18 protein-coding genes are annotated in these 23,222 nt (G+C 41.3%); 9 read left to right on the plus strand and 9 right to left on the minus strand.

Features of this window, described 5'->3' with window-relative positions; genetic code table 11:
- Nucleotides 1–44: 44 nt before the first annotated feature.
- Complete coding sequence (gene mdh / locus AC2VOY_RS05225) at nucleotides 45–983, minus strand: malate dehydrogenase (protein WP_491832784.1); 939 nt, start codon at nucleotides 981–983, stop codon at nucleotides 45–47.
- Between the two features lie 484 nt (nucleotides 984–1,467).
- Here mdh and argR point away from each other — a divergent pair, with 484 nt between their 5' ends.
- Complete coding sequence (argR, locus tag AC2VOY_RS05230; RefSeq protein ID WP_491832786.1) at nucleotides 1,468–1,938, plus strand: transcriptional regulator ArgR; 471 nt, start codon at nucleotides 1,468–1,470, stop codon at nucleotides 1,936–1,938.
- A gap of 18 nt (nucleotides 1,939–1,956) precedes the next feature.
- Here argR and rluA read toward each other — a convergent pair whose 3' ends face one another.
- Complete coding sequence (rluA, locus tag AC2VOY_RS05235; RefSeq protein WP_491832787.1) at nucleotides 1,957–2,709, minus strand: bifunctional tRNA pseudouridine(32) synthase/23S rRNA pseudouridine(746) synthase RluA; 753 nt, start codon at nucleotides 2,707–2,709, stop codon at nucleotides 1,957–1,959.
- Between the two features lie 18 nt (nucleotides 2,710–2,727).
- Nucleotides 2,728–5,640, minus strand: a complete 2,913-nt coding sequence (gene rapA, locus AC2VOY_RS05240) for an RNA polymerase-associated protein RapA (protein ID WP_491832788.1) — start codon at nucleotides 5,638–5,640, stop codon at nucleotides 2,728–2,730.
- A gap of 349 nt (nucleotides 5,641–5,989) precedes the next feature.
- Between rapA and AC2VOY_RS05245 the strand changes: the two genes are divergently transcribed.
- On the plus strand, nucleotides 5,990–6,655 hold the full coding sequence (locus tag AC2VOY_RS05245; RefSeq protein WP_491832790.1) for a hypothetical protein: 666 nt from the start codon (nucleotides 5,990–5,992) through the stop codon (nucleotides 6,653–6,655).
- 97 nt (nucleotides 6,656–6,752) lie between these two features.
- Here the strand turns inward: AC2VOY_RS05245 and AC2VOY_RS05250 are convergent, their stop codons facing one another.
- Entirely contained in the window at nucleotides 6,753–7,370 is a 618-nt protein-coding gene (locus AC2VOY_RS05250; RefSeq protein ID WP_491833022.1) for a flavin prenyltransferase UbiX, read from the minus strand.
- A gap of 48 nt (nucleotides 7,371–7,418) precedes the next feature.
- Nucleotides 7,419–8,792, minus strand: a complete 1,374-nt coding sequence (mpl, locus tag AC2VOY_RS05255; RefSeq protein WP_491832792.1) for a UDP-N-acetylmuramate:L-alanyl-gamma-D-glutamyl-meso-diaminopimelate ligase — start codon at nucleotides 8,790–8,792, stop codon at nucleotides 7,419–7,421.
- Nucleotides 8,793–8,985: 193 nt separating this feature from the next.
- Between mpl and fbp the strand changes: the two genes are divergently transcribed.
- Complete coding sequence (gene fbp / locus AC2VOY_RS05260; RefSeq protein ID WP_491832794.1) at nucleotides 8,986–10,005, plus strand: class 1 fructose-bisphosphatase; 1,020 nt, start codon at nucleotides 8,986–8,988, stop codon at nucleotides 10,003–10,005.
- A gap of 106 nt (nucleotides 10,006–10,111) precedes the next feature.
- Nucleotides 10,112–10,642: an inorganic diphosphatase gene (gene ppa, locus AC2VOY_RS05265; protein ID WP_491832796.1), complete on the plus strand. Its 531-nt coding sequence runs from the start codon at nucleotides 10,112–10,114 to the stop codon at nucleotides 10,640–10,642.
- A gap of 118 nt (nucleotides 10,643–10,760) precedes the next feature.
- Here ppa and tamB read toward each other — a convergent pair whose 3' ends face one another.
- Nucleotides 10,761–14,708 carry an autotransporter assembly complex protein TamB gene (tamB, locus tag AC2VOY_RS05270; protein WP_491832798.1) on the minus strand — a complete coding sequence of 1,316 codons (3,948 nt, stop codon included), beginning with the start codon at nucleotides 14,706–14,708 and terminating at the stop codon, nucleotides 10,761–10,763.
- Nucleotides 14,709–14,743: 35 nt separating this feature from the next.
- On the minus strand, nucleotides 14,744–16,714 hold the full coding sequence (tamA, locus tag AC2VOY_RS05275; protein ID WP_491832800.1) for an autotransporter assembly complex protein TamA: 1,971 nt from the start codon (nucleotides 16,712–16,714) through the stop codon (nucleotides 14,744–14,746).
- A gap of 316 nt (nucleotides 16,715–17,030) precedes the next feature.
- On the opposite strand from tamA, the gene msrA reads away from it, so the two are divergent.
- Both msrA and AC2VOY_RS05285 read left to right on the plus strand, forming a co-directional pair.
- The gene (gene msrA / locus AC2VOY_RS05280; RefSeq protein ID WP_491832802.1) at nucleotides 17,031–17,666 is read left to right on the plus strand and encodes a peptide-methionine (S)-S-oxide reductase MsrA; all 636 of its coding nucleotides are present in this window, start codon (nucleotides 17,031–17,033) and stop codon (nucleotides 17,664–17,666) included.
- A gap of 162 nt (nucleotides 17,667–17,828) precedes the next feature.
- Nucleotides 17,829–18,419 carry a YtfJ family protein gene (locus AC2VOY_RS05285; protein WP_491833024.1) on the plus strand — a complete coding sequence of 197 codons (591 nt, stop codon included), beginning with the start codon at nucleotides 17,829–17,831 and terminating at the stop codon, nucleotides 18,417–18,419.
- A 74-nt stretch (nucleotides 18,420–18,493) separates the two neighbouring features.
- Here AC2VOY_RS05285 and AC2VOY_RS05290 read toward each other — a convergent pair whose 3' ends face one another.
- A complete protein-coding gene (locus AC2VOY_RS05290) occupies nucleotides 18,494–20,218 on the minus strand; it encodes an SLC13 family permease (RefSeq protein WP_491832804.1) in 1,725 nt (574 codons plus the stop codon).
- Nucleotides 20,219–20,372: 154 nt separating this feature from the next.
- On the opposite strand from AC2VOY_RS05290, the gene AC2VOY_RS05295 reads away from it, so the two are divergent.
- Entirely contained in the window at nucleotides 20,373–20,834 is a 462-nt protein-coding gene (locus tag AC2VOY_RS05295) for a GNAT family N-acetyltransferase (protein WP_491832806.1), read from the plus strand.
- A 101-nt stretch (nucleotides 20,835–20,935) separates the two neighbouring features.
- Here the strand turns inward: AC2VOY_RS05295 and AC2VOY_RS05300 are convergent, their stop codons facing one another.
- Nucleotides 20,936–21,532 carry a LysM-like peptidoglycan-binding domain-containing protein gene (locus tag AC2VOY_RS05300; RefSeq protein ID WP_491832808.1) on the minus strand — a complete coding sequence of 199 codons (597 nt, stop codon included), beginning with the start codon at nucleotides 21,530–21,532 and terminating at the stop codon, nucleotides 20,936–20,938.
- A 252-nt stretch (nucleotides 21,533–21,784) separates the two neighbouring features.
- Between AC2VOY_RS05300 and bamJ the strand changes: the two genes are divergently transcribed.
- Entirely contained in the window at nucleotides 21,785–22,405 is a 621-nt protein-coding gene (gene bamJ / locus AC2VOY_RS05305) for a BamJ family beta-barrel-assembly machinery protein (protein WP_491832810.1), read from the plus strand.
- 149 nt (nucleotides 22,406–22,554) lie between these two features.
- Nucleotides 22,555–23,073 (plus strand): DUF2780 domain-containing protein, encoded by a 519-nt coding sequence (locus AC2VOY_RS05310; protein WP_491832812.1) that lies wholly within the window; start codon nucleotides 22,555–22,557, stop codon nucleotides 23,071–23,073.
- The last annotated feature ends 149 nt before the right edge of the window (nucleotides 23,074–23,222 follow it).

Consider the following 23,222-nt stretch of genomic DNA (forward strand, 5'->3'; position numbering starts at 1 on the left):
GCAGTGCAGCTAACGCAGCAATAATTTCAAATATGAAGATAATTTTATTTGGCAGCGAATTCCTCGCCAAGAGCAATATCACCTTTTAGTGTATCGAGCATGCTGTCAAAAGCTTCTTTCTCAAATGCACTTAACTCACCAAAGTCTAAAATCTCTTCGATGCCGTTTTTACCTAAACGTACAGGTTGCGCGAAGAAACGAGCATGCTCACCAGAGCCTTCCACATATGCACATTCAACCACGCCCTCTTCACCATTTAGCGCTTTAACCAGTGATAGACCAAAGCGATACGCTGCCTGCCCCATAGATAGGGTCGCTGAGCCGCCACCAGCTTTTGCTTCAACCACTTCTGTGCCCGCGTTTTGAATACGCTTAGTTAGTGCTGCGGTTTCTTCAGCAGTAAATGAAACGCCTTCAATTTGAGAAAGCAAAGGTAGAATTGTGACGCCTGAGTGACCACCAATCACAGGAACTTTGACTTCACTTGGCGCTTTACCTTTAAGCTCAGCAACAAAAGTTTCAGAGCGGATCACATCTAAAGTCGTTACCCCAAAGAGACGGTTTTTATCATAAACGCCGGCCTTTTTAAGTACTTCCGCAGCAATTGCAACAGTCGTGTTGACTGGGTTGGTGATAATCCCAACACAAGCTTTAGGACATGTCACTGCGATTTTTTCCGCTAAAGATTTAACGATCCCAGCGTTGACATTAAACAGATCACTACGATCCATTCCAGGTTTACGCGCCACCCCAGCAGAGATTAAAACAACATCCGCACCTTCAAGCGCAGGCGTCGGATCTTCACCGGAGAAGCCTTTGATCGAAACAGGAGTTGGGATATGGCTAAGATCTGCTGCCACACCAGGCGTGACAGGTGCAATATCATATAAAGCAAGTTCAGAGCCCGCTGGTAAACCATTTTTTAACAGCAAAGCGAGTGCTTGGCCAATACCACCAGCAGCACCAATGACAGAAACTTTCATGGATTTCTCCTTTTGTTCGTTATTAAAATAATAATCACTAATTTTTCAGTTATATACTCTTCACCCTTGATGCTTAGCAGCAATAATGATGAGCATAAGCCACTTATTATCTTCCTTAAATTATCCCACTTAAAAGCTCAAAAAGCATTTATAAACACCAAAAAACCATAAATAAAATAGTGACTTATGTCCTTTTTTACACTGAATAAACATAAGCTAACTGATTCAAGAAACGATTACAATATAAACAAATAACCTTTGCGAACTGAAAACAAAGGATTTAAACAAGACACGATCAAGTTAACAAAATTAAGCTTTGTCTTGGTTCGCATACTTGGAATATTTTTAAAAAGAAACAAGGAAACAGTCTAATAGAAGCTTCGAGATGCTAACTCTGTCTCAAAAATATCTCATCTAAACTTGGTATAAAGTGATACTTTATGCGAAAATGGTGCAAAACTATGTATATAATTGAAAGAAGATTATGAAAACACACGATAAGCAAGATAATTTAGTACGCTCATTTAAAGCGTTACTCAAGGCTGAAAGTTTTGGTTCTCAAAGTGAAATTGTTGAAGCGCTTAAGCAAGAAGGCTTCGATAATATCAACCAATCTAAAGTCTCACGTATGCTGACTAAATTTGGCGCGGTACGTACGCGTAATGCGAAAATGGAAATGGTGTATTGTTTACCTGCTGAACTTGGCGTGCCAACGGCGTCAAGCTCACTACGTGAATTAGTGTTAGATGTAGGTTATAACAATGCCTTGGTTGTCATCAATACAGGCCCTGGCGCTGCACAGTTAATCGCCCGCCTATTGGACTCACTGGGTAAATCAGAAGGCATCTTAGGTGTTGTTGCCGGAGATGATACGATTTTTATCACTCCGACACTAGATATGACAACTGAAGAGCTCTTTGCTTCTGTATGTGAGTTATTTGAGTTTAAAGGTTAATCTCCTCACAAATATCATTTAGCTCGACACTAATAGCTTATAATCAGGCAGGCTTTCTGCTTGCTGATAAAGGGTTGCAAGCATAGGCTTGGCCTGCGGATAAAACTCACTTTCAACTAATGCATAAGTGAGTTTATCTGTCGCTGGGTGATAGAAACTAAGCTCAGCTGAATGCAGCAGTAAACGCTCACTTAGCTCTCGCCCCTGCGTATCCGCATAAAATTCATCGCCTAAAATCGGATGTCCAAGTGCCATCATGTGCACCCTTAATTGATGCGAACGCCCAGTTATGGGTAGCAAACGCACTAAGCTTGTTAGCACCCCATTCTCATCTTCATCTCGGCTCACCACTTGATAACGCGTCTGTGACGGCTTGCCATCGTCAAAGCAAACTTTTTGCCTTGGTCGATTTGGCCAATCACAAATTAAAGGTAAATCCACCTCTCCTTCGTCATCAAAAATATGCCCAAGTACACGTGCATAATAAGTTTTATGCGTTAAGCGGTATTGAAACTGTTTTTTCAAATGTCGCTCTGCGTCTTTATGCTTTGCCAGCAACATTAAACCAGAGGTGGCCATATCAAGGCGATGCACGACTTCAATTTCAGGATACTCTTCCCTTAGTCTGCGCCACAAACTATCTTGATGTTCAGGCAAACGTCCCGGCACAGACAAAAGCCCTGCCGGTTTATTTGCAATTAAAATATCATCATCTTGATAGTGTATATCTAACCAAGGTGACACAGGTGGATCATAGGCAAGCATAGCCATAAGTTTACGCCTTATGAATTATTGATGCGTCACAACGATAACGCGTAATGAGTCGAGCTGCCATTGCGCGCCTTGAATGTATCCCGTCAGTGATTCAATTTGTGATTCAATGATCTGGATTTCTTCATCACGAATATTTGGGTTCACAGCTTTCAAAGCTAACAGACGATCAAGCTCAGCTTGTAGATTTTGCTTCATTTCCATCAAAGCTGTATCGCGTACTTTTTGAATTTCAGGCTGAACTGCTTTTTCACCCGCCTCAATTAAACTTGCGATGTTTGGCTGCACAGATGCAACTAACTTACTCGCCATATGACGGTTAATTGGGCTTAGCTGACGGTTAAAGCTATCAAACGGCACTTGCGCAGATAAATCATTACCTTTTGCATCAAGCAATAAACGAATTGGCGTTTTCGGTAAGAACTGGCTAATGCCTGAGTTTTTCGGTGCTTGCGCATCCACAACATAAACGAGCTCAAGGAAAAGTGTACCGACTGGAAGCGCTTTATTTTTAAGTAAGGAAACAGCATTGGTACCAACGCCTTCACTAAAGAGCAGCTCCATACCACCTTGGATCATTGGGTGTTCCCAACTGATAAAATGCATATCCTCACGTGATAGCGCAGTATCGCGATCAAAGGTAATGGTTGCGCCATCCGAAGGTAAACCCGGATAGCTTGAAACTAACATATGCTCAGATGGTTTCACCACAAGCGCATTATCACCTTTATCATCTTGGTTTAAACCAACGCTATCAAATAAGCTAAAGGCAAAAGTCACAAGCTTGACATCCCCATCATGGCTTGCGATTTGCTCTGCAATTTGATGTGCTTTTTCACCACCATGAGAATGCATTTCAAGCAGGCGATCACGTCCTTTATCCATTTGCGCTTTTAGACTCGCATTAAATTTTGCACTGTCTGCGATCAGATCTTCAAGCTTATTCTCTGCATCAAGATCAGCCAAAATATCAACTAAGTCTTCAAAATGGCGATCATACACATTGCGCCCTGTTGGGCAGGTTTCACAAAAAGCATTCAGACCATAGTGATACCACTTAGCCAGCATCATTTGCGCAGAGCCTGTTAAATAAGGCACATGCACGTCGATATCATTTTTTTGTCCGATACGATCCAAGCGACCAATACGCTGCTCAAGTAAGTCTGGGTTGAAAGGTAAATCAAACATTACCAACTGATTCGCAAACTGGAAGTTGCGCCCTTCTGAGCCAATTTCAGAACAAATTAAGATCTGTGCGCCAGCTTCTTCTTGAGCAAAATATGCCGCCGCTTTATCACGCTCTAAAATACTCATGCCTTCATGGAAGACAGTCGCTCGGATCCCCTCACGCTCACGCAAAGCTTGTTCAAGCTGTAAGGCAGTTTCTGCTTTTGATGCTATCACCAAAATTTTCTCATTACGCTTGGCGAGCGCTTTGTCAATTAACCAAGAGACGCGCGGATCAAAACTCCACCATGAGGTTTTATCCCCTTCAAGCTCTTGTAGTACCGCTTCAGGGTAAAGGTTTTTCATTGCTTGCGCTTGCGGTAATAAATCCCCATCCATCATGTTCGATACACGTAACGCACGTTGATATTGAGATGGCATTTCAAGCTCAATCAAATGCAGTTCACGTTTTGGGAAACCTTTAATCGCAGCGCGGGTGTTACGGAACAAAATACGCCCTGTGCCATGTCTGTCCATCAGGTTATCAATAAGTTCTTGACGCGCTGACGCCTTCTCATCATCTGATGCACTTTGACTATCTAAAACGCGAAATAAAGGCTCAGCATCTTGCTCTGACAATAGCTCAGTTATTGCGTTTTTCGCTTCATTGGTGAGCTTAGTTTCAGACATCAAAAACTCAACGGACTCTGCTACCGGTGCATATTGCTCTTCTTCTTTAACGAAGGTTGGATAATCAAAGAAGCGATCCGGGTCAAGCAGGCGCAAACGCGCAAAGTGACTTTCGTGTCCAAGCTGCTCAGGTGTTGCCGTCAATAGTAGAACAGATGCGATTTTTTGTGAAAGTGACTCAACCATTTGATATTCAGCGCTTGGTGCATCAACCGACCACTCCAAGTGGTGCGCTTCATCAACAACTAGCAAGTCCCAACTTGAGGCGAACGCTTGCTGAAAGCGCTTTTCATTTTTACGCAAGAAATCAATCGAACACAGAACAAACTGTTGCGTATCAAAAGGATTTGTTGCCTCATGCGCAGATTCAAGGCAGCGCTCTTCATCAAATACTGAAAAATGTAAATTAAAGCGGCGTAGCATTTCGACCAGCCACTGATGTTGCAGAGTTTCTGGGACGAGAATAAGAATACGCGAAGCGCGTCCAGAAAGGACTTGTTGATGAATAATCATCCCAGCTTCAATGGTTTTGCCTAAGCCGACTTCATCTGCAAGTAAAACGCGTGGCGCGTAACGACGTCCGACTTCATGTGCGATATATAGCTGATGCGGAATTAAACCTGCGCGCATTCCGACAAGGCCGCGCATAGGGCTTTTCATTTGCGCATGTTGATTTTCAAGTGACTGATAACGAAGAACAAAGTTATCCATGCGGCCAATTTGGCCGGCAAACATTTTATCTTGAGGTTTACTAAAGCGAATTTGGTGGCTTAAAAAGATTTCACGTAACTCAGCTTCTTGCTCAGTATCTTGACGTATACCTTGATACGTACACAAACCATCATTAATTTCTACATTTGAAACGGTTAAGCGCCAACCTTCTTGGCTATCAATTTCATCGCCGACTTGAAAAATCACTCGGGTGATCGGAGCGTCTGTACGCGCATAAACGCGATTTTCTTCCGATGCAGCAAACATCAAGGTCACTGTTCGTCCATCAAGGTCTATCACAGTTCCAAGTCCTAAATCGCTTTCTGTATCGCTAATCCAACGCTGACCGATCGCAAATGTCATTTAGATAACCTCTTCGTTAACTTTCTTAAAAAGGAACATATTTTACGTGATGCTTACAATAAAATCACTCACTATTATAGGCAATTTTCACTCTTGATTTTACCGTGATCCAGTGAAACAAAATAAATGTAACAAAATGCAAATAGCGCAAATCCTTTGATGGAGCTTTGTTATACATCAATGAAACTTAAAAAATTAAGAAAATTTATTGAGTTTTTTTAATCAAGGCGTATCATTTTTAGGCATTAATCTCTCAAGCTTAGAGCGGGTAAGAAAGGATACTAACCATGCAAGCTTAAACACTTACTCGAGTTAACTTATTTATCGGTTAATTTATCTTGGAGGATTTATGTCTCGCAATCAGGCATATCATACAATTTTGAAAGCTGCGGGCCGCTTCTTTATGCTCGCTTTGATGATGACAATCCCTATTATTGCAATGCGAATCGATGTGATGGTATTGAATAATAATATAGGGGAAGTCTCCGTCACCGAGGCAACCCAACAAATATTTCTTGCTATGACGCTCGGCTGTTTTTGGTATATCACTCGTAAAAGCACAGACTTGCGCTATTTCGGTTTTCTCGCTTGTGGTTTTTTTGCGTGCATGCTCTTGCGCGAGCTAGATAGCTACTTTGATGATTTATTGCCTGGTACTTGGAAAGGCCCTGTGATTATCACTGCAACCTATTGTATATATAAAGCGAGCCGTAATATTGATAAGTGTCTTGAAGGCTTTGTGCGTTTTATTCAATGCCGTCACTTTACAACCTTATGTCTAGGCTTAGCTCTTTTACTTGTGTTCTCTCGTTTGCAAGGTATGTCTAGCTACTGGCACTATCTACTTGGCGATAATTTAGGCGCAGTAAAAAGCAGTATTGAAGAGTCGACCGAATTAATGGCTTATTGCGTACTTTTATATTCAGGATTAAGTTATTTATCTGAATTTAAAGCAAGCCAAGAGATAAGCTTTGCAACACAAAAACAAGAAGCAATTGATGGCGTAAAAGCTTAATGCATCAAATGCTTTGAAGTATAAAAAAAGCTAGAGACGCTTATCGAACGTGCTCTAGCTTTTTTGTATCTAGCCTATGTAATATCTAGGTTTGAAATTAGCGCTGATCATAGCCCCAACGCGGCACAAGCGCTTGCTCGATGCCTAAATGATCCAAAATACGCGCAACCATAAAATCAATCAAATCATCAATCGACTCAGGGTTGTGATAAAAACCTGGTGCTGCGGGCATAATCGTCACGCCCATCTTGGAGAGCTTTAGCATATTCTCAAGATGTAAGGTTGAAAACGGTGTTTCGCGTACCATTAGCAATAATTGGCCACGCTCTTTAAGCACCACATCCGCTGCGCGCTCAAGTAGATTATCTGACATCCCGTGTGCAATGGATGCCAAGCTTCCTGCTGAGCATGGGCAAACTATCATCTGCTTTGGCGCAGCCGATCCCGAAGCAACCGGCGAAAACCAATCATCTTTGCCGCATACAATTAACTCACCCGAATCAATTTGCAGATGCTTACGTAATATTTCAGCCGCCTTCTCACCACTTGGTAATTTCAATTGATGCTCTGTAGCCATAACCACACGCGCAGCGGAAGAGATCAAAAGATAGACACGATAATCAGCCGCGAGCAATTGCTGGAGCAGTCTCAGGCCATAGGGAGCACCTGAAGCGCCAGTCCACGCTAATGTAATTGATTTTTGCTTTTTCAACATTTTCTTAGTTGTTTCTGTCATATCATCTCTTCGTCAGCCAAATTCAAATCAGGCTTTATTTTCAGCTAATTTTGCTAAAATTTTGCCATGAATGCCTTCAAAGCCACCGTTACTCATCACTAAGATGTGATCACCTGCTTGAGCATTTTTGATAATCGAATCGACAAAGCTATCGATTTCATCCCCAACTTGGCTTGGTTGCGGACAAGCATTCGCGACATCTTGTACTGACCACTTAATGTTACTAGGTTGATATAAGAAAACTTCATCAGCCAAAGCAAAAGATTTTGCTAAGGTATCCTTATGCACGCCCATTTTCATTGTGCTTGATCTTGGCTCAAACACGGCAATGATCTTTTGCTCACCAACTTTTTTACGCAACCCATCTAAAGTGAGGTGAATCGCAGTTGGGTGATGTGCAAAGTCATCATAAACAGTTACGTCGGCTTCAATACCTTTGACTTCAAGGCGGCGTTTTGTATTGATAAATTTAGCTAAAGACTCACATGCAAGTGATGGGTCAACGCCTACATGACGCGCCGCAGAAATCGCCATTAAGGCATTATTCACATTGTGCTCACCGATAATATCCCATTTAACTGTGCCAACAATATTGCCATCAAGTAACACTTCAAATTCACTGCCATCCGCAATCAATTTATTCGCATACCAATGACCAGATTTATCTTCAGATGCACCAATGGTTTCGAGCTCACTCCAACAACCGCGTTGAATCACATCATCAAGTGCCTCATCATGAGCCGGAACTAAAATTCGCCCATTGCTTGGCACAGTTCGTACTAAATGGTGAAATTGACGCTTGATCGCTTCAAGATCATCAAAAATATCCGCATGATCAAACTCAAGATTATTCATAATCAGTGTGCGAGGGTGATAATGGACAAACTTAGAACGTTTATCAAAAAAGGCGCTGTCGTATTCATCGGATTCGACCACGAAGAACATACTTTCACCTAAACGCGCCGAAATGCCAAAGTTGCCTAAAACACCGCCCACTAAAAAACCTGGTTGGTAACCACAATCTTCTAAAATCCAAGTCAGCATGCTTGCTGTCGTGGTTTTGCCATGCGTGCCAGATACGCCCAGCACCCAACGGTCATGTAGCAAGAAATCTTGTAACCATTGTGGCCCAGAAGTGTATTTTAAATTTTTATCTAAAACATATTCAACGCAAGGGTTGCCACGGCTCATCGCATTGCCTATCACAACTAAATCAGGTGCTGGCTCCAGTTGCGACGGATCAAAGCCTTGAATAATTTCAATTCCTTGTGACTCAAGCAAGGTGCTCATCGGTGGGTAAACGTTGGCATCACAACCTGTCACCTTGTGCCCAAGTTGACGTGCAAGCATTGCAGCGCCGCCCATAAATGTGCCGCAAATACCAAGAATATGAATATGCATAAAGCTCTTCCAAATTAGTGAAGTTTATTAATCTAAATAATGCCGCATATTAACCGATTTTTCCTAAAAAGTACGCTACAGATTGTATTTTCTACACAAAATGAATTACTTCAATACGCTAAAAAAATACCATGGAGTAGTATATTGTCAGACAAATGACACATAAAACTATATACTTTTAAAGGACTGCTCCATGTCAAATATGTGCACCTTAGGTGAATTTATTATTGAAAAGCAACATGACTTCCCACATGCCAGTGGTGAATTATCTTCACTTCTAAGCTCAATTCAATTGGCTGCAAAAATTGTAAACAGGGAAATCAACAAAGCCGGTTTGGTCGATATTACAGGTGCATTTGGCAGTGAAAATATTCAAGGTGAGGCACAGCAAAAACTTGATGTCTATGCCAATGATAAATTCAAAGCAGCGCTTGAAGCTCGTGATCAAGTCTGTGGCGTTGCCAGTGAAGAAGAAGATGAAGCAGTCGCATTTAACAAAGAGCTCAATCAAAATGCTAAGTATGTCGTCTTGATGGATCCGCTTGATGGCTCAAGTAATATAGATGTGAATGTATCGGTTGGTACAATCTTTTCTATCTATCGCCGCATATCTCCTATTGGAACCCCTGCAGTAGAAGAAGACTTCTTACAGCCAGGTAACAAGCAAGTCGCTGCCGGATATGTCATTTATGGTTCATCTACCATGCTTGTCTACACAACAGGGAATGGTGTTCATGGCTTTACTTATGATCCGTCACTTGGGGTTTATTGCCTTTCTCATCAAAGCATTCAGCACCCACAAGATGGTAATATTTATTCGATAAATGAAGGCAACTATATTCGCTTCCCACAAGGGGTTAAAAAATATATTAAATATTGCCAGGAATCTGTGCCTGCAGACAATCGTCCTTATACCTCTCGTTATATCGGTTCTTTAGTATCAGATTTTCACCGTAATCTTCTAAAAGGTGGGATCTATATGTACCCAAGCACACAAAGCTACCCGCAAGGTAAGCTGCGCCTTTTATATGAGTGCAACCCTATTGCTTTCTTAGCTGAACAAGCTGGCGGAAAAGCTTCTGATGGTTATCAAAGAATCTTAGATATCAAGCCAACCGAGCTACACCAGCGTGTACCTTTCTTTGTCGGCTCAACTAAAATGGTTGATAAAATTGAAGAGTTTATGAAGGCTTATCCAAACGAAGACCAATAAACTTATACTTTATTGGGTTATATTTTATACAAACTCATATATAATCGGCTGGCGTCACTTAGATTTAACTAAGTACACCAAATTTTAACATAAGGAAATCTTACTCATGAGTTTAAAACATATTCCCGCTGGTCTTTCACTTCCTGATGACTTGTATGTTGTGATTGAAATCCCTGCGAATGCAGATCCAATCAAGTATGAAGTTGACAAGGATACTGGCGCAGTATTTGTTGATCGTTTTATGTCTGCACCTATGTTTTATCCATGTAACTACGGTTATGTAAATGACACGCTTTCGCTTGATGGTGATCCGGTAGACGTACTTGTCCCAACGCCTTTCCCATTAATGCCTGGCGCTGTGATACGTTGCCGCCCTGTTGGCGTTTTAAAAATGACAGATGAATCTGGTGAAGATGCGAAAGTTATCGCTGTTCCACATAGCAAACTGTCAAAAGAATATGATCACATTCAAGATGTCGGTGATATTGATGAATTGCTAAAAGCACAAATCACTCACTTCTTTGAGCATTATAAAGATCTAGAAGCTGGCAAGTGGGTAAAAGTTGACGGCTGGGAAGATGTTGAAGCGGCTCGCCAAGAAATCTTGACCTCTTATGAGCGTGCGCAAAAAGCTTAATCATTGCTTGAAGCATTCTGATTAAAATTAAAGTATAAATAAAAAAGCTCATACAGCCATCTCTAAAAATGAAGAGAGACACTGTATGAGCTTTTTAGCATCTAATGATTAGTGCTTATTACCACCAATCATCAAACTCAAATTGATACAAGGCATCAACTGCGCTATCTACCCCAGTCACGGCTTGCACATAGAAATCTTTGAATAATTCATAACGAACGGTAAATTCACCGACCGCATCAAAGATCCCCATGCCATACATAACTTGCAGACCCGGTGCAATATAACCACTAACAGTCACTTGCGCATCATCACCTGTCCCTGCAGTACCAAGTTGCATATCTTCGATACCCACCTTTTCACCGACACTACCAACTGCTTGGTTGCCTTGTGCAAGAGTTAGGCCAAGCAAGGCTGTGGTCATACTACTGCCGCCTGAATCATCATCCACACCGCGGCCTCTTAATAGGTAAGACAAGGCATTAGTTTGTGACATAGATGGCTCAGAGAAGACTTCAGCTTTTGGCTCAGACGCTGGGCCTGTCACTTGAATACCTGCAATCACATCATCTTCGGTGCTATCAGGATTACGAATTGCTTTAATCGACACATATGGCTGATCAACAGGACCATTCATGGTGATCTTACCTTCAGTGATCTGTAAATCTTGACCAAATGACTTATATGTCCCGTCAATCATTTCAATATCACCTAAGACAAAAGGTCCTTTGTTTTTCTGACTGACGCGTAAATTACCTTCAAGATTAGTTTCTAAACCAAATGCTGAAACATGCACATCATCACCGATACTCACAGCAATCGCTAAATCCATTAGCATAGGTAAACCTTCATCTTCGACAACGGGCTTTAGATTTTCATCCAAAATCACTTCATCGCTTGATGTGCCAACAGCGCTTGCTGGCAATTGAGCAACTTTAATCCGTGCATATGGTACACCGACAGTCCCTGAGATTTTAGCCGCTTGCGGCGTCACATTAATCTTTAGATCTGTATCGGTGCGTAGTTTCACCATAGGCGGGACTTCAACATAGAGTTTGTCTGCTAAAATGCCTAAGTTTAAACGCCAGTTCTCTAATTGTGCCCAATTCGCATCTCCCGTCAGAGCTAGTTTCCCATCTTGGGTCATTAAGTCTGAGCTCAATTGCGCCGAATAACCATTGAACAAAAGCTGTAGACTTGAGTTATCAATATCAAGCGGGAAGGCGCGGCCTTCAAGATCAATATCTATAATATCAAGCTTCCCATTCACTTTAGGCTGCATGATTGGGCCACTAAAGCTAACATCTGATTGCAGCTTAGCTTGAATATTATTGCCATCCCCAATTGCCGGTTTTAAGAAATCAAAACTGATTGGAGTGATCTTATTCGTCCCTGATATCGACATATTTTCTTGGCGAACATCTGGGATGCTTGCTTGACCTTGAATGTTGCCGTTATTACTAAAATCAAGCAACCAGCTCACATCCAACTTGTTATTTGCCAAATTTGCTGCAAGTTGGATTTTATCCCATGCAAGCTTGACCCCTTGAGCGCCACGCTGACGCGCTAAGCCTTCAGGTAAGTCAACATTCACTTTGACTGCTGGTGCAGCTTTTGGTGACCATTTTGCTTGCGCCGTCGCATTAACTTCACCACGTAGGCGGAAGTCAGGTGGGATCAACTGGCTAATTTTAGAAAACTTGAAGTTTTGAATCGCAAGATTTGCTTCGCCTGACTCACCAGCATTCACATCTTTGGTGATACAAATTTTACTTGGGTTTTGCTGCCAACAGTGCGCTTGAACAAAAGCGCTCGCCTTATCAACATCATAACCAAGCTTCACTGGATGATCGATCGCCCAGCGGCTCTTACCAAGCTGAACCCAAGCATCCGCTAAACTGCCTGACCACTTCATACTTGGTTTTTGATCTAAGCTACCAGTTAGTTTTAGGTGGCTATTAATATCCGCAGATTTGACATCAAGTTGAACTTGGTGACTTTCAGAGCCGCCTTTCAAATCTAAAATAACACTATCTATTTTTTGTGTACCTGACTGGATATTACGCACAACTAAATCAAGATCGCCATCAGGAACGGGTAAAGGCTTAATACTGCCCTTTAAGGCAACCGATTCAACCTTAGTTTGACCTTGCCAGTCGATGCCTGACACATTTAGGTCGGTATCTATTTTTGGCGTATTTTGCGGACCGGTTAGTTTTAATGTACCGACAGATTTACCTTTTAATCCCGGCACACTTTTGGCTAAATCAGGCGCATTCACATCTAGGTTCATGTCCCAATTTTTATTTAGTTTACCCACAAGTGAGACATGGTTGACGCCATGCGAAATTTTCACGCCCGGAGTTTTAACAAAGAATAAACCATCTGCATCGCTATCGCTTGCATCTAAGCTCGCATCAATTGCTATTGGATTATTCATAATGCTGCCATCAAGCTTAAGCTGTGGAAGTTTAATTGCCCAGCCGCCTTTATCGGTTAAATTACCTGAGGTTTTTATGTCCGCGCTAATATCACCTTGAATATCTGGCCATTGTTTATTTGGCTGAATATTTTTAATCGCAAGCTCAGTATTCCAAGTAATACCCGGAGCCCAAGTCGCATTCAATTTGCCATTAATCGAGCCACCTAAGGTATTGATCGCAAGCTGAGTTAAATCAATTTTTTCAAGATCACCTTTGGCATCTAGGTTTAACGCAATATCTGGGATCGTCAACCCTTTCGCTGCAGCGTCGAGATTAAACTCATAACCTTCTAGATTCCCTTTTGCGGTTAAGCTTGGTACATCTAAATCATACTCAGCATCCCCAACTAAAGGCCAGCTCACATCAACATTAGTTAATGCGATATCGAAAGGTAAAATCGCTTTCAGCGGCTGTAAATTAGCTTCAAGCTTAGCTTTAGCTGGTCCATCGAGAGCTAGATTAGCTGCAAGGTTTTCAACACTGCCTGATAATGCTAAATCTAGGCTTTGTCCTGGCGCCATAGGATCTTCAACATTAAGCTTAGCTTTTACATCCAAAGGAAACTCATCTTCTAAACCTACCTTTGCAGTTAGATCTAGGTCACCTTGTGGCATCAAAATCTTAAACTCAGAAATTTCAACATTTTGATTTTCAATATTTGCAGCTAAGCTTAAGCGATTCACCTCAACCGGTGTTTCACCTTCGAGTTTAAAGTTTTCAATCACAAAAGGTTTGAGCTCAATATCCAGTGGCAAAACAATTTCAGGAAGTTCAATATCTGGCTTTTCACTCAGCGGGACCTCAGCTTCAATGCGCTCCTGCGCTTCTTCTTTAGTCGCTTGCGCTACTTCTTGACTTGTCTCTACTGCTTCATCCGTGACTTCTTGCTTCACATCTAAAGTTTCTTGCGAGTCAGCATCTGAATTTGCAACTTGAGTTTGTTGATTGGTTTCAACGCCAGTTTCAGCTTCTTGTTTTGCTTCTTCAATGTCAGTTTCATCAACATCGGTCGGATCAGCAAGCTTAACTAAGATATCTTGCCAAGTCGTTGGCTCGATTGTTAGTTTGCTACCTTGTAAATACATGCCGGTATGGAAGACTTTCCAAGAAGCTTGGTTATCTAGAATATCAAGAGAGATATCATTGATATTCACGTTTGAGATAGAGATTGGAAGTGGAATAAAAATACGGCTTGAAGTTGAATCCTCTTCTTCCTCAACTTCTTCAGTGCTTGCCGGCACTTCTGTTAGCCTAAAGTCAACGCCATTTAAATTTAGATCGTCGATACAGATCGAGCGCTCAAGCAAACACCCTGGGCCAATATGAAAACCTACTTCTTTAACTTTAAGATCTGTGGTTTGCGCCTCATCTTGATAAGCAAGATCATACAAGGTAAAACCTGTTAACAGGCGACCTTCACTTGAACCAACCGATAGGCTTGGAACAAATTTTTGTGCAGCCCACAAAACAGCGACTAGACCTGTATGCGTTAAAGTCAAGCCGCCGAGTAATAAAACAAAAATCAAAAGTGTAACCGGCACAGCAACCAATACACGTTTAAACCAGCGAGGAACAGAAATCATGAAATACCTTTTTTCTAAAATTTAAGGTCCAAAGACTAAAACTCAGGTCCAATAGAGAAGTGGAATTGATACTTATCATCACCAAAGACCACATCTGGGCCATAAGCAATATCAAAACGTACCGGCCCGACAGGCGATGCCCAACGTACACCTACCCCAACGCCAGTTTTCCAGTCCACGGAGTCTGTCCATGCATCACCATAATCCATAAACATAGCCCCCCACCAATTGCCGACTAAGCGATATTGGTATTCAAGGGTCGATGTTGCCATGTATTGACCACCAGCGAGATCGCCAGAGTCATCAAGTGGTGAAACTTCTTCATAGCCATAACCACGAAGCGAGTTCAAACCACCAGCAAAGAAACGCAACGACGGCGGCACGTCATCCCAATCATCATCTTCAACAAAGTTAGCGCCAACATCAATGCGAGTAAGGAACCTATGGTTTTCACCAAGTCCACGGATCCAACCTGTATGCGCTTGCGTTCGAATAATACGTGCATCCGAGAAGAAACCTGGATCGCCATATTCAAGCGTGAAACTTTGGCTATCGCCCCACATAGGTAAACCTTCACCACGTTGGCGAATACGGCTCCACGTTACGCCTGGTAACACAAACAATGATTGTCCCGATAACTCACCTTGAGTAAAGTCTTCATAAAGTAAACGCATAAATACGGTTTGGTGCCAGCCGTTTTCATATAACCAGTGACGTTCAAAAGTTAAGTTTTGTTCTAAACTGTCTGTGTCACGGTTATCTTCATTTTTAAAGCCATATTGAATTTGATAGTACTCATTGAGCGCATCTTCGAGTGGGATTTTATAACTTGCGGTAATTTGCTGCTCAGGCTGTGAAAGCTCAGTACTAATATTTAAGCTATGCCCATATTTGTTCAGCCAAGGCTTGGTCCAAGAAAACTTACCACGCACCCCAACATCTGTTGAGTAACCTAAGCCCATTTCCATTTGGTTACGGATCTCAGGTTTAAGGTGTACCTTCATCGGCAATTCAAGTTCTTCATTCACGCCTTGAGGCTGCGGTTCCACAGCAATACTTGAGAACCACTTAGTGCCGGAAAGGTTTTGATTCAGCTCACCTATGCTGTTCGCATTATAGTAATCCCCTTCTTTATAAGGGATCAAAGACTCGACTCTGTGATTTTCAATTTGGCTATTCAGTATTTCGGTATAACCAAATTTATATCTAGGTCCACTATCGTAAGTAATTTTGATAATCGCTTGATTACGCGTTGGAGAGACTTGAAATAGGTTTTGAGTGAAATCACCTTTAAAGTAACCTTTTTGCAAGGCAAGGCTCGCAAGCTTACTTTTTAGAGCTTCGTAATTGGCGTGGTTTAACGTTCGACCTAAATTTAATTTCGACTCATCAATCGCTTTTTGAAAGTCAGGATCATCAGCCGCTTCACCCAAAATAACAATATCACTTTGATATATCATCGTCGGTTCACCAGCATCGATGTGGGCAATCAGCTCATTTTCATCTTGGCTTTCTTCAACCACTTCATAAGAAATAGTCGGACTATAATAGCCCAAAGCTTTTAATGCATTTTCAATATTCTCAGTTAGCTCAGATTGGAAACGTAAAGAAGTAGAATAGCTATCTTCCGGAATATTTGAAATGTAGGCATCAACGTTATCCTCTAACGCACCGGATAAACCTTCAATACTAATATCAGTTTTAAGGTTGGCACGTTTTTGGGCTTCTTGCCTTGCTTTGCGGCGCTCAGCACGTTGGGCCTTTTTTTCTTCTGGCGTTAAGTGTTGTGATGCCGCGTCATTATCATCGAACTCATCATCTAAATCATCATCAGAAACATTATTTATGGGAGTGGCTTGATTAGCGTCCTGCTGTATATTCGCTTTCTCTCCTTCTTCTTGCGTAGCAAGATCAGTAGCAGAGTCAGACGTTGTTTCAGCTAACGCTTGGGGCGTGATTGACAAGTAGATCAAGCTCGCTAAAAAAATAGGAGTTATGTTTTTCATGTTTACTAAATTTACACCCTGATAAAAACTCACAAGTAGTTGAAACAAACAGTTACATTCATGTAACCTAAACTAAGAAATGAAAACCGTAACTAAAAGGTCTTGTGAGTATACTTAATATCTATTACTTTTTATGTAAAAGTAAGGCTAAGTATTTCCTTCCTTGGTTATCATTTAGACCAGTGAAATATTGAATCTTAAGGATTTAGATTCTAATTTTCTTTTAAGCGACGAATAGTGAATGCTTCGCTCAATTATTACATGAATAAATTTTGAGATAAACGAGTTATTCACATTCAAATGTCATGAGGCTGTTATGCATAAAAAAACACAAATGATCGACCCGACAAACGCACTACCAGGTCGCAGCGACACTATGCCAGTGATTGAACCTCACTTTGTCAATCAAACGGATTTAACTGCCCCAGTGCCAGCCGGTCATCAAGAAATTGTTTTTGGTTTAGGCTGTTTTTGGGGTGCTGAACGTATTTTTTGGCAATTAGACGGCGTATATAGCACCTCTGTTGGGTATAGCGGGGGCTACACACCAAACCCGACCTATCAAGAAGTTTGCACTGGCGAAACGGGTCACACTGAAGTTGTACGAGTCATTTTCAACCCTGAAGTCATCTCACTTGAAAAATTACTTGCTGTCTTTTGGGAACACCATGACCCAACCCAGGGAATGCGCCAAGGTAATGATGTTGGCACCCAGTATCGCTCTGCCATTTATACAACAAGTGACGAGCAACTTGCTGCAGCAAAACTTAGTTTAGAAGTTTATCAAGGTGAGCTTTCTAAACAGCAAGCACAAGCAATTACCACTGAAATTGCACCGCTAGGTGAGTATTACTTTGCTGAAACTTACCATCAACAATACCTAGCGCGTAACCCAAATGGTTATTGTGGCATTGGTGGTACAGGCGTCTGTTACCCAAGTTCACTCGCGTAAATTTCTAATTTTCACCATCATTTAAGCGCAATCTTATCTTTTAAGGTTGTGCTTTTTTATGCTTGTCAGACCACAATTTTATAGCTGAACACTACAAGTCGCTGTATTATCGCCTACCTTAAAAAGACAACCCTTCATTTTATAGGTACAACTATGGCGCACATGCACAAGGCTTCGATTAAAACAGCTTTATCTCAAAACTCTTTTCTAAAATCTTGCATTCTTGGACTGAGCCTAGCCGTTAGTTGCTCGGCCTTTGCTGCCAATGTAAAGGTTGGTCAAAGCTTGCCATCTGTCACAGTAAGTAAAGCCGGTGAGATGATGGTTCAAAACGATGCGATCACTTATCAAACTTGGGCTAGCAAAAGCATGCAAGGTAAAGTGAGAGTCATTCAGGCGATTGCAGGCCGCTCTGGCGCCAAAGCAATGAACGAGCCTCTCACCACAGCAATTACTGCTGCAAAATTTGATCCAGCAAACTACCAAACAACCACTATAGTCAATCAAAGTGATTCGATTTGGGGAACCGGTAGCTTTGTTAAGTCATCAGCAGAATCAAGTAAAAAAGAATTTAGTTGGTCATCTGTTGTCTTAGATGAAAATGGCGTGGCGGCTAAAGCATGGGCATTAGCACCTGAAAACTCTGCAATTATTGTGCAAGATAAAGCCGGCAAAGTGCTTTATTTTAAAGAAGGAAAATTATCAGATAGTGAAATTGAGCAAGTACTAAATTTAGTTAAAGCACAACTCTAAGCTATTTATAACCTGAATCTAAAGCCGCCTTGTAATTTTGCAAAGCGGCTTTTTTACATCTTGAGAATTTATGTTTAGAAAGGATACAAAATAGGGATCAAAGTTAACACCACGATAGAATAGGCTAATGACATCGGCAAGCCCATTTTAAAGTAGTCTTTTAATTGGTAGCCTCCCACTCGGTAAACTAATAAATTCGTTTGGTAACCATAAGGAGAAATGAAACTTGCGCTTGCCCCAAAAAGCACTGCCATAATAAATGGCATAGGATCAGCGCCATATGCCTGAGCCATAGATAAGCCAATCGGAAAAGCTAAAGCTGCTGCGGCATTATTGGTGATAAATTCGGTCATCACCAAGGTAAGTAAATAAGTCGCCACCAAAGCACCAAACACGCCATAGTCCGAAAAACTCGTCATAAAGAACTGGCCAATAATATTAGAAAGCCCAGATGAGGTCATGAGTTGCGCCATAGATAATGCAGCGCCAACTATCATAAAGATATCTAGTGGAAAACGACGTTTAAGCTCATTTAAGGTCACGGCCTTTATCGATAATACAAAAATAGTGTAAACCAACAAAGCATCTAAAATTGGCACCACATTTGTGATCCCAAGCGTTAATGCGGTTGCAAACCCGACGAGTACCATCCAAGACTTTTTAGTCGTTAGCTTGGTTGAACTATCAAGATCGTTGATAAATACAAACTCGCGGCTGAAACTCTCACGCATACTTGAGAAATTTTTTCCTGGAACCAATACTAATACATCGCCCGCAATCAGACGTATATTGCCTAACCCACCTTTTAATTGCTCATGCCCCCGACGAATAGCGACTACAACCGCATCAAAACGCTCACGAAATTGGCATGATTTTAAGCTTTGATAACGTATCGTGGCTGATTGGCTAACAACCACTTCAACTAAGTTTTGCCCATCCAAGTGATGCTGGCTGAAAAACTCTAAGCCTGAAATTTCTTGTAAGGTTGAAACGCTATCGACATCTCCGCAAAACATTAACCTATCATCTGCATGCAAGATCAAGTTTGGATCGACCCAAGCAAAACTTTGCTTTTCACGGATCACTTCAGCTAAATATAATTGACGTAGTGATCTAAGATTATTTTCTTGGATCGTTTTGCCGATCAAGGGAGAGTCTTGGCACACGCGCGCTTCAATAAAATACGGGAGATCTTGTTCTGTATCTGACTTTTGCTTATCCAAGGTATAACTCATAGGGATCAAGACACACACACCGACAAGCAATACAGCAAGGCCGATTAAAGTTGGCGCAAAAAAACTTAGGCTAGGTAGGCCAGCATCAATCACAAAGCTATTAATTATTAAGTTGGTCGAGGTGCCTATCAAGGTTAAAGTGCCACCTAAAATAGCAGCATAAGACAAAGGAATTAAAAGTTTAGATGGCGGATGTGTTAAATTGCGTTTAATCGCACCAATTAAGGCAACAACTATTGCTGTATTATTAGTAAAGGAAGACAAAAAAGCGGTAGAAAGCGTTAGTTTGGTGATTACAGTCGCTAGGTTCCCCTTGGATATTTTATGGCTAATGGTGCTCACAAGTCGTGTTTTTTCCAAGCTGCAAGATGCCAGCATCAACAAAACAAGTGTCAGTAATGAAGGATTAGCAAAATTTCCTGCTAATTTATCGATAGATACAAAGCCAGACAGAAACATAGCAATCGCTGCCCAACCAAAGATATAACTCGCTTGAATAGACGTGCCAACCAAGCCAATCAGCATGGCACAAAGCAACATGACAACAAAATAGAGTTCCAACATCTTATATCCTTATATGATTGGCGATGTTAAAGAGATCACGACGAAGATAGATATATATCAGACCTTGATCTCTGCCACTAGTTTTGTATATTCATTTAATATAATAAATAGATATAAAACCAACAATACAAATAATGAAAAAACAGGATCTTAAATGGAAAATTTAGTCTGGAATACGAGCTCCTTTGACCAACTGACAAGCCATACCTTGTACAAAATACTCGCGTTAAGATGTGATATTTTTGTGGTCGAGCAAGACTGCCCTTACTTAGATCTTGATGGTATAGATCTTAAGCCAGAGGTTTATCAATTATGGTGCCAAGATGAAGAGCAAAATATTCTTGCAACCGCTCGCCTGATCCCGCAAGGCATTATTGATCAAGACATTCATATCGGTAGGGTTTGTGTCTTAGAAAGCGCACGAGCGCAAAAACTTGGACACGTTTTGATGGCAAAGGCAGTGGATGACGCGCAGAAAATATGGGGTAAGCAAAGAATTGTGATCAGTGCACAAGCACATTTAGAAAAGTTTTATGCCAAACATGGCTTTGAGAAAGCTTCTGAAATTTACCTTGAAGACAATATTGAACACATCAAAATGATCCGTGAAGCTTAATTGATCTGCGAAAAGCTATTCGCTATCACTCAAGAATTAAATTAAGAGTAAAGAAACTTGGCACTTAGCTATTATTTAAGTAAGTGCCAAAGACAATAGCGTTAGTCGCCGCGAGCAAAACCGCCAGAAGACAAGCGGAAATACATGACTTCACCTTGCGCACTGCGAAGTTGTAAAATATCTAAGTAACCACGATTGGTTTTACGAAAGCGAACCGTCTGACCGACAGCTAATTGTGTTAGAGGCTTGCCCTTGCCTTCGACTTTTAATAATGCATTCAGCTCATGTGGGTCTAAATCATAACGACGGAAGATACTCGAAAGGTTATCTCCAGCTTGGACGACATATTCAGTCCAAGGTTTAGGCCCTGCTGTCGTGTCTTCTTTCTCTTCAAGAGCTTGCTCTTGCTCGGGATTTAAACTCACACGCGCAGGCTTATCTTTTGCGCTTGCAGCTGGCTCTTTTTCTACACCAGGAATATCTAAACCAATCGCCACTCGCGTTTGACTTGAATCTTGTGGCGGCTCAAGAACAACCTCTTCGCTAACTTGCTCGCTTGATCCTAAAGGCAGAATCCAAATCACAAGTAACACTGGAACTAAGATGCTTAAGATCTTTTGATGAAGCTTAGGTAGTTTTTGCCAGAAAGATTTAAAATACAATACTGGAGTCGAATTTTTGATCTTTTCTAAATTCATAGATGGGGCATTAGTCTTGCGAGTATTCCCTTTCTGACGTCTTCTTTTGTTCATTTCACGCCCTCATTCAAACTAAATTTATTTAACATATAGTTTGATTGTATATTCATGCCAAGCAAGGTTCAATATATATACAAGTCAAAGCAAAACATCTTACACTAGCTAAGGCTTACATAGATATATCTAGTTTGAGAATAGGAAGCATAACTGCTATTCTTATGCCTCATTCACTAAAGATAACAAGAGATTTTCATGTCTGAAGTAAAACTAGAAACTGTTGAGCAAAAAGCAAGCTATGGTATTGGTCTACAAATGGGTCAACAACTTGCAGGTAGTGGCCTAGAAGGTCTAAACGTAGACGCTATCGCTAAAGGTATTGCAACAGCGCTTACAGGCGATATGCCTGAGATCGAAGTTGATGATATCAACAACGCTCTTCGTGAAATCCACACTCGTGCAGAAGCAGCACGTGCCGATGCAGCAAAAGCTGCGGCAGCTGATGGTGAAGCATTCCTAAAAGACAATGCGCTTCGCTCTGAAGTTACTGTTCTTGAGTCAGGTCTTCAATATGAAGTACTTACAAAAGGCGAAGGTGAAATCCCAACTTCAGACAAGCAAGTACGTGTTCATTACCACGGTCAACTAACTGACGGCACTGTATTTGATAGCTCTGTTGAGCGCGGTCAACCTGCTGAGTTCCCAGTAACTGGCGTAATTAAAGGTTGGGTTGAAGCTCTTCAACTTATGCCTGTAGGCTCTAAGTGGAAACTATATATCCCACAAGATCTTGCATATGGTGAGCGTGGCGCTGGCGCTGCAATCCCTCCATTTGCAGCACTAGTATTTGAAGTTGAGCTTCTAGCGATTCTTTAATAAAAAATAAGTTATATAAAATATAAGTCATCAAAACTTGTATAAAATTGTAAAGCGGCCTTGTGTCGCTTTTTTTATATCCATAATTCCTGTATAACTAAAGTCACACAAAACAAATACATGTTATTAACATCAAGATGGACTTTATTATGAAAAAAACACTCGCCTCTCTCATCCTTATGACAGCTGTTGTATCTAGCCCAAGTTATGCTTTATTTGGTCTGAGTGATGAAAGCACTGATTCTTTAAAAAGTGCAGCATCATCAATGGGTGTCGATACATCTAGCGTAGATAAGATCACCGATGTCATGAATTCTGGTGAACAAGGTATGCAGCTAGTAAATCAATTGACCGACCAACTCGGTATCTCAACCAAACAAGCTGCGGGTGGCAGCGCTGCACTGCTTGCTCTGGCACAAGAAAACCTTTCAAGCGAAAATATGAAAGCATTGAGTGAAAGTGTTCCAGGTCTAGATACGTTATTAAACAGCTCAGACAGCCTAGATTCAATCACAAATCTAAGCTCAGTTAAGAGTGTTTTTGAGCAATTAGGCCTAGATTCAGATATGGTTTCTCAATTTACACCTATCATTCAAAGCTACTTAGAAGGACAAGGCGTGGATAGTTCATTGTTATCTGCGCTATCTAGCGCTTGGTCTGCAAAATAAAAACACAGCATACTTAAAAAGAACTCAAAAATATAACGCTCTATTGGTAACTGAACCCTAGAGCGTTTATTTTAGAACTCATTTCAAGTTATGGCTTAATTGCACCTTAAAATTTAGATATAAAAAAAACCGAGCCTAGGCTCGGTTTT

The organism is Vibrio sp. KMM 9700 (assembly GCF_058545285.1).

Excerpts from the sequence above, each read along its gene's own strand:
- mdh (WP_491832784.1), bottom strand. The coding sequence starts at position 983 with ATGAAAGTTTCTGTCATTGGTGCTGCTGGTGGTATTGGCCAAGCACTC.
- argR (WP_491832786.1), top strand. The coding sequence starts at position 1,468 with ATGAAAACACACGATAAGCAAGATAATTTAGTACGCTCATTTAAAGCG.
- rluA (WP_491832787.1), bottom strand. The coding sequence starts at position 2,709 with ATGGCTATGCTTGCCTATGATCCACCTGTGTCACCTTGGTTAGATATA.
- rapA (WP_491832788.1), bottom strand. The coding sequence starts at position 5,640 with ATGACATTTGCGATCGGTCAGCGTTGGATTAGCGATACAGAAAGCGAT.
- AC2VOY_RS05245 (WP_491832790.1), top strand. The coding sequence starts at position 5,990 with ATGTCTCGCAATCAGGCATATCATACAATTTTGAAAGCTGCGGGCCGC.
- AC2VOY_RS05250 (WP_491833022.1), bottom strand. The coding sequence starts at position 7,370 with ATGTTGAAAAAGCAAAAATCAATTACATTAGCGTGGACTGGCGCTTCA.
- mpl (WP_491832792.1), bottom strand. The coding sequence starts at position 8,792 with ATGCATATTCATATTCTTGGTATTTGCGGCACATTTATGGGCGGCGCT.
- fbp (WP_491832794.1), top strand. The coding sequence starts at position 8,986 with ATGTCAAATATGTGCACCTTAGGTGAATTTATTATTGAAAAGCAACAT.
- ppa (WP_491832796.1), top strand. The coding sequence starts at position 10,112 with ATGAGTTTAAAACATATTCCCGCTGGTCTTTCACTTCCTGATGACTTG.
- tamB (WP_491832798.1), bottom strand. The coding sequence starts at position 14,708 with ATGATTTCTGTTCCTCGCTGGTTTAAACGTGTATTGGTTGCTGTGCCG.
- tamA (WP_491832800.1), bottom strand. The coding sequence starts at position 16,714 with ATGAAAAACATAACTCCTATTTTTTTAGCGAGCTTGATCTACTTGTCA.
- msrA (WP_491832802.1), top strand. The coding sequence starts at position 17,031 with ATGCATAAAAAAACACAAATGATCGACCCGACAAACGCACTACCAGGT.
- AC2VOY_RS05285 (WP_491833024.1), top strand. The coding sequence starts at position 17,829 with ATGCACAAGGCTTCGATTAAAACAGCTTTATCTCAAAACTCTTTTCTA.
- AC2VOY_RS05290 (WP_491832804.1), bottom strand. The coding sequence starts at position 20,218 with ATGTTGGAACTCTATTTTGTTGTCATGTTGCTTTGTGCCATGCTGATT.
- AC2VOY_RS05295 (WP_491832806.1), top strand. The coding sequence starts at position 20,373 with ATGGAAAATTTAGTCTGGAATACGAGCTCCTTTGACCAACTGACAAGC.
- AC2VOY_RS05300 (WP_491832808.1), bottom strand. The coding sequence starts at position 21,532 with ATGAATTTAGAAAAGATCAAAAATTCGACTCCAGTATTGTATTTTAAA.
- bamJ (WP_491832810.1), top strand. The coding sequence starts at position 21,785 with ATGTCTGAAGTAAAACTAGAAACTGTTGAGCAAAAAGCAAGCTATGGT.
- AC2VOY_RS05310 (WP_491832812.1), top strand. The coding sequence starts at position 22,555 with ATGAAAAAAACACTCGCCTCTCTCATCCTTATGACAGCTGTTGTATCT.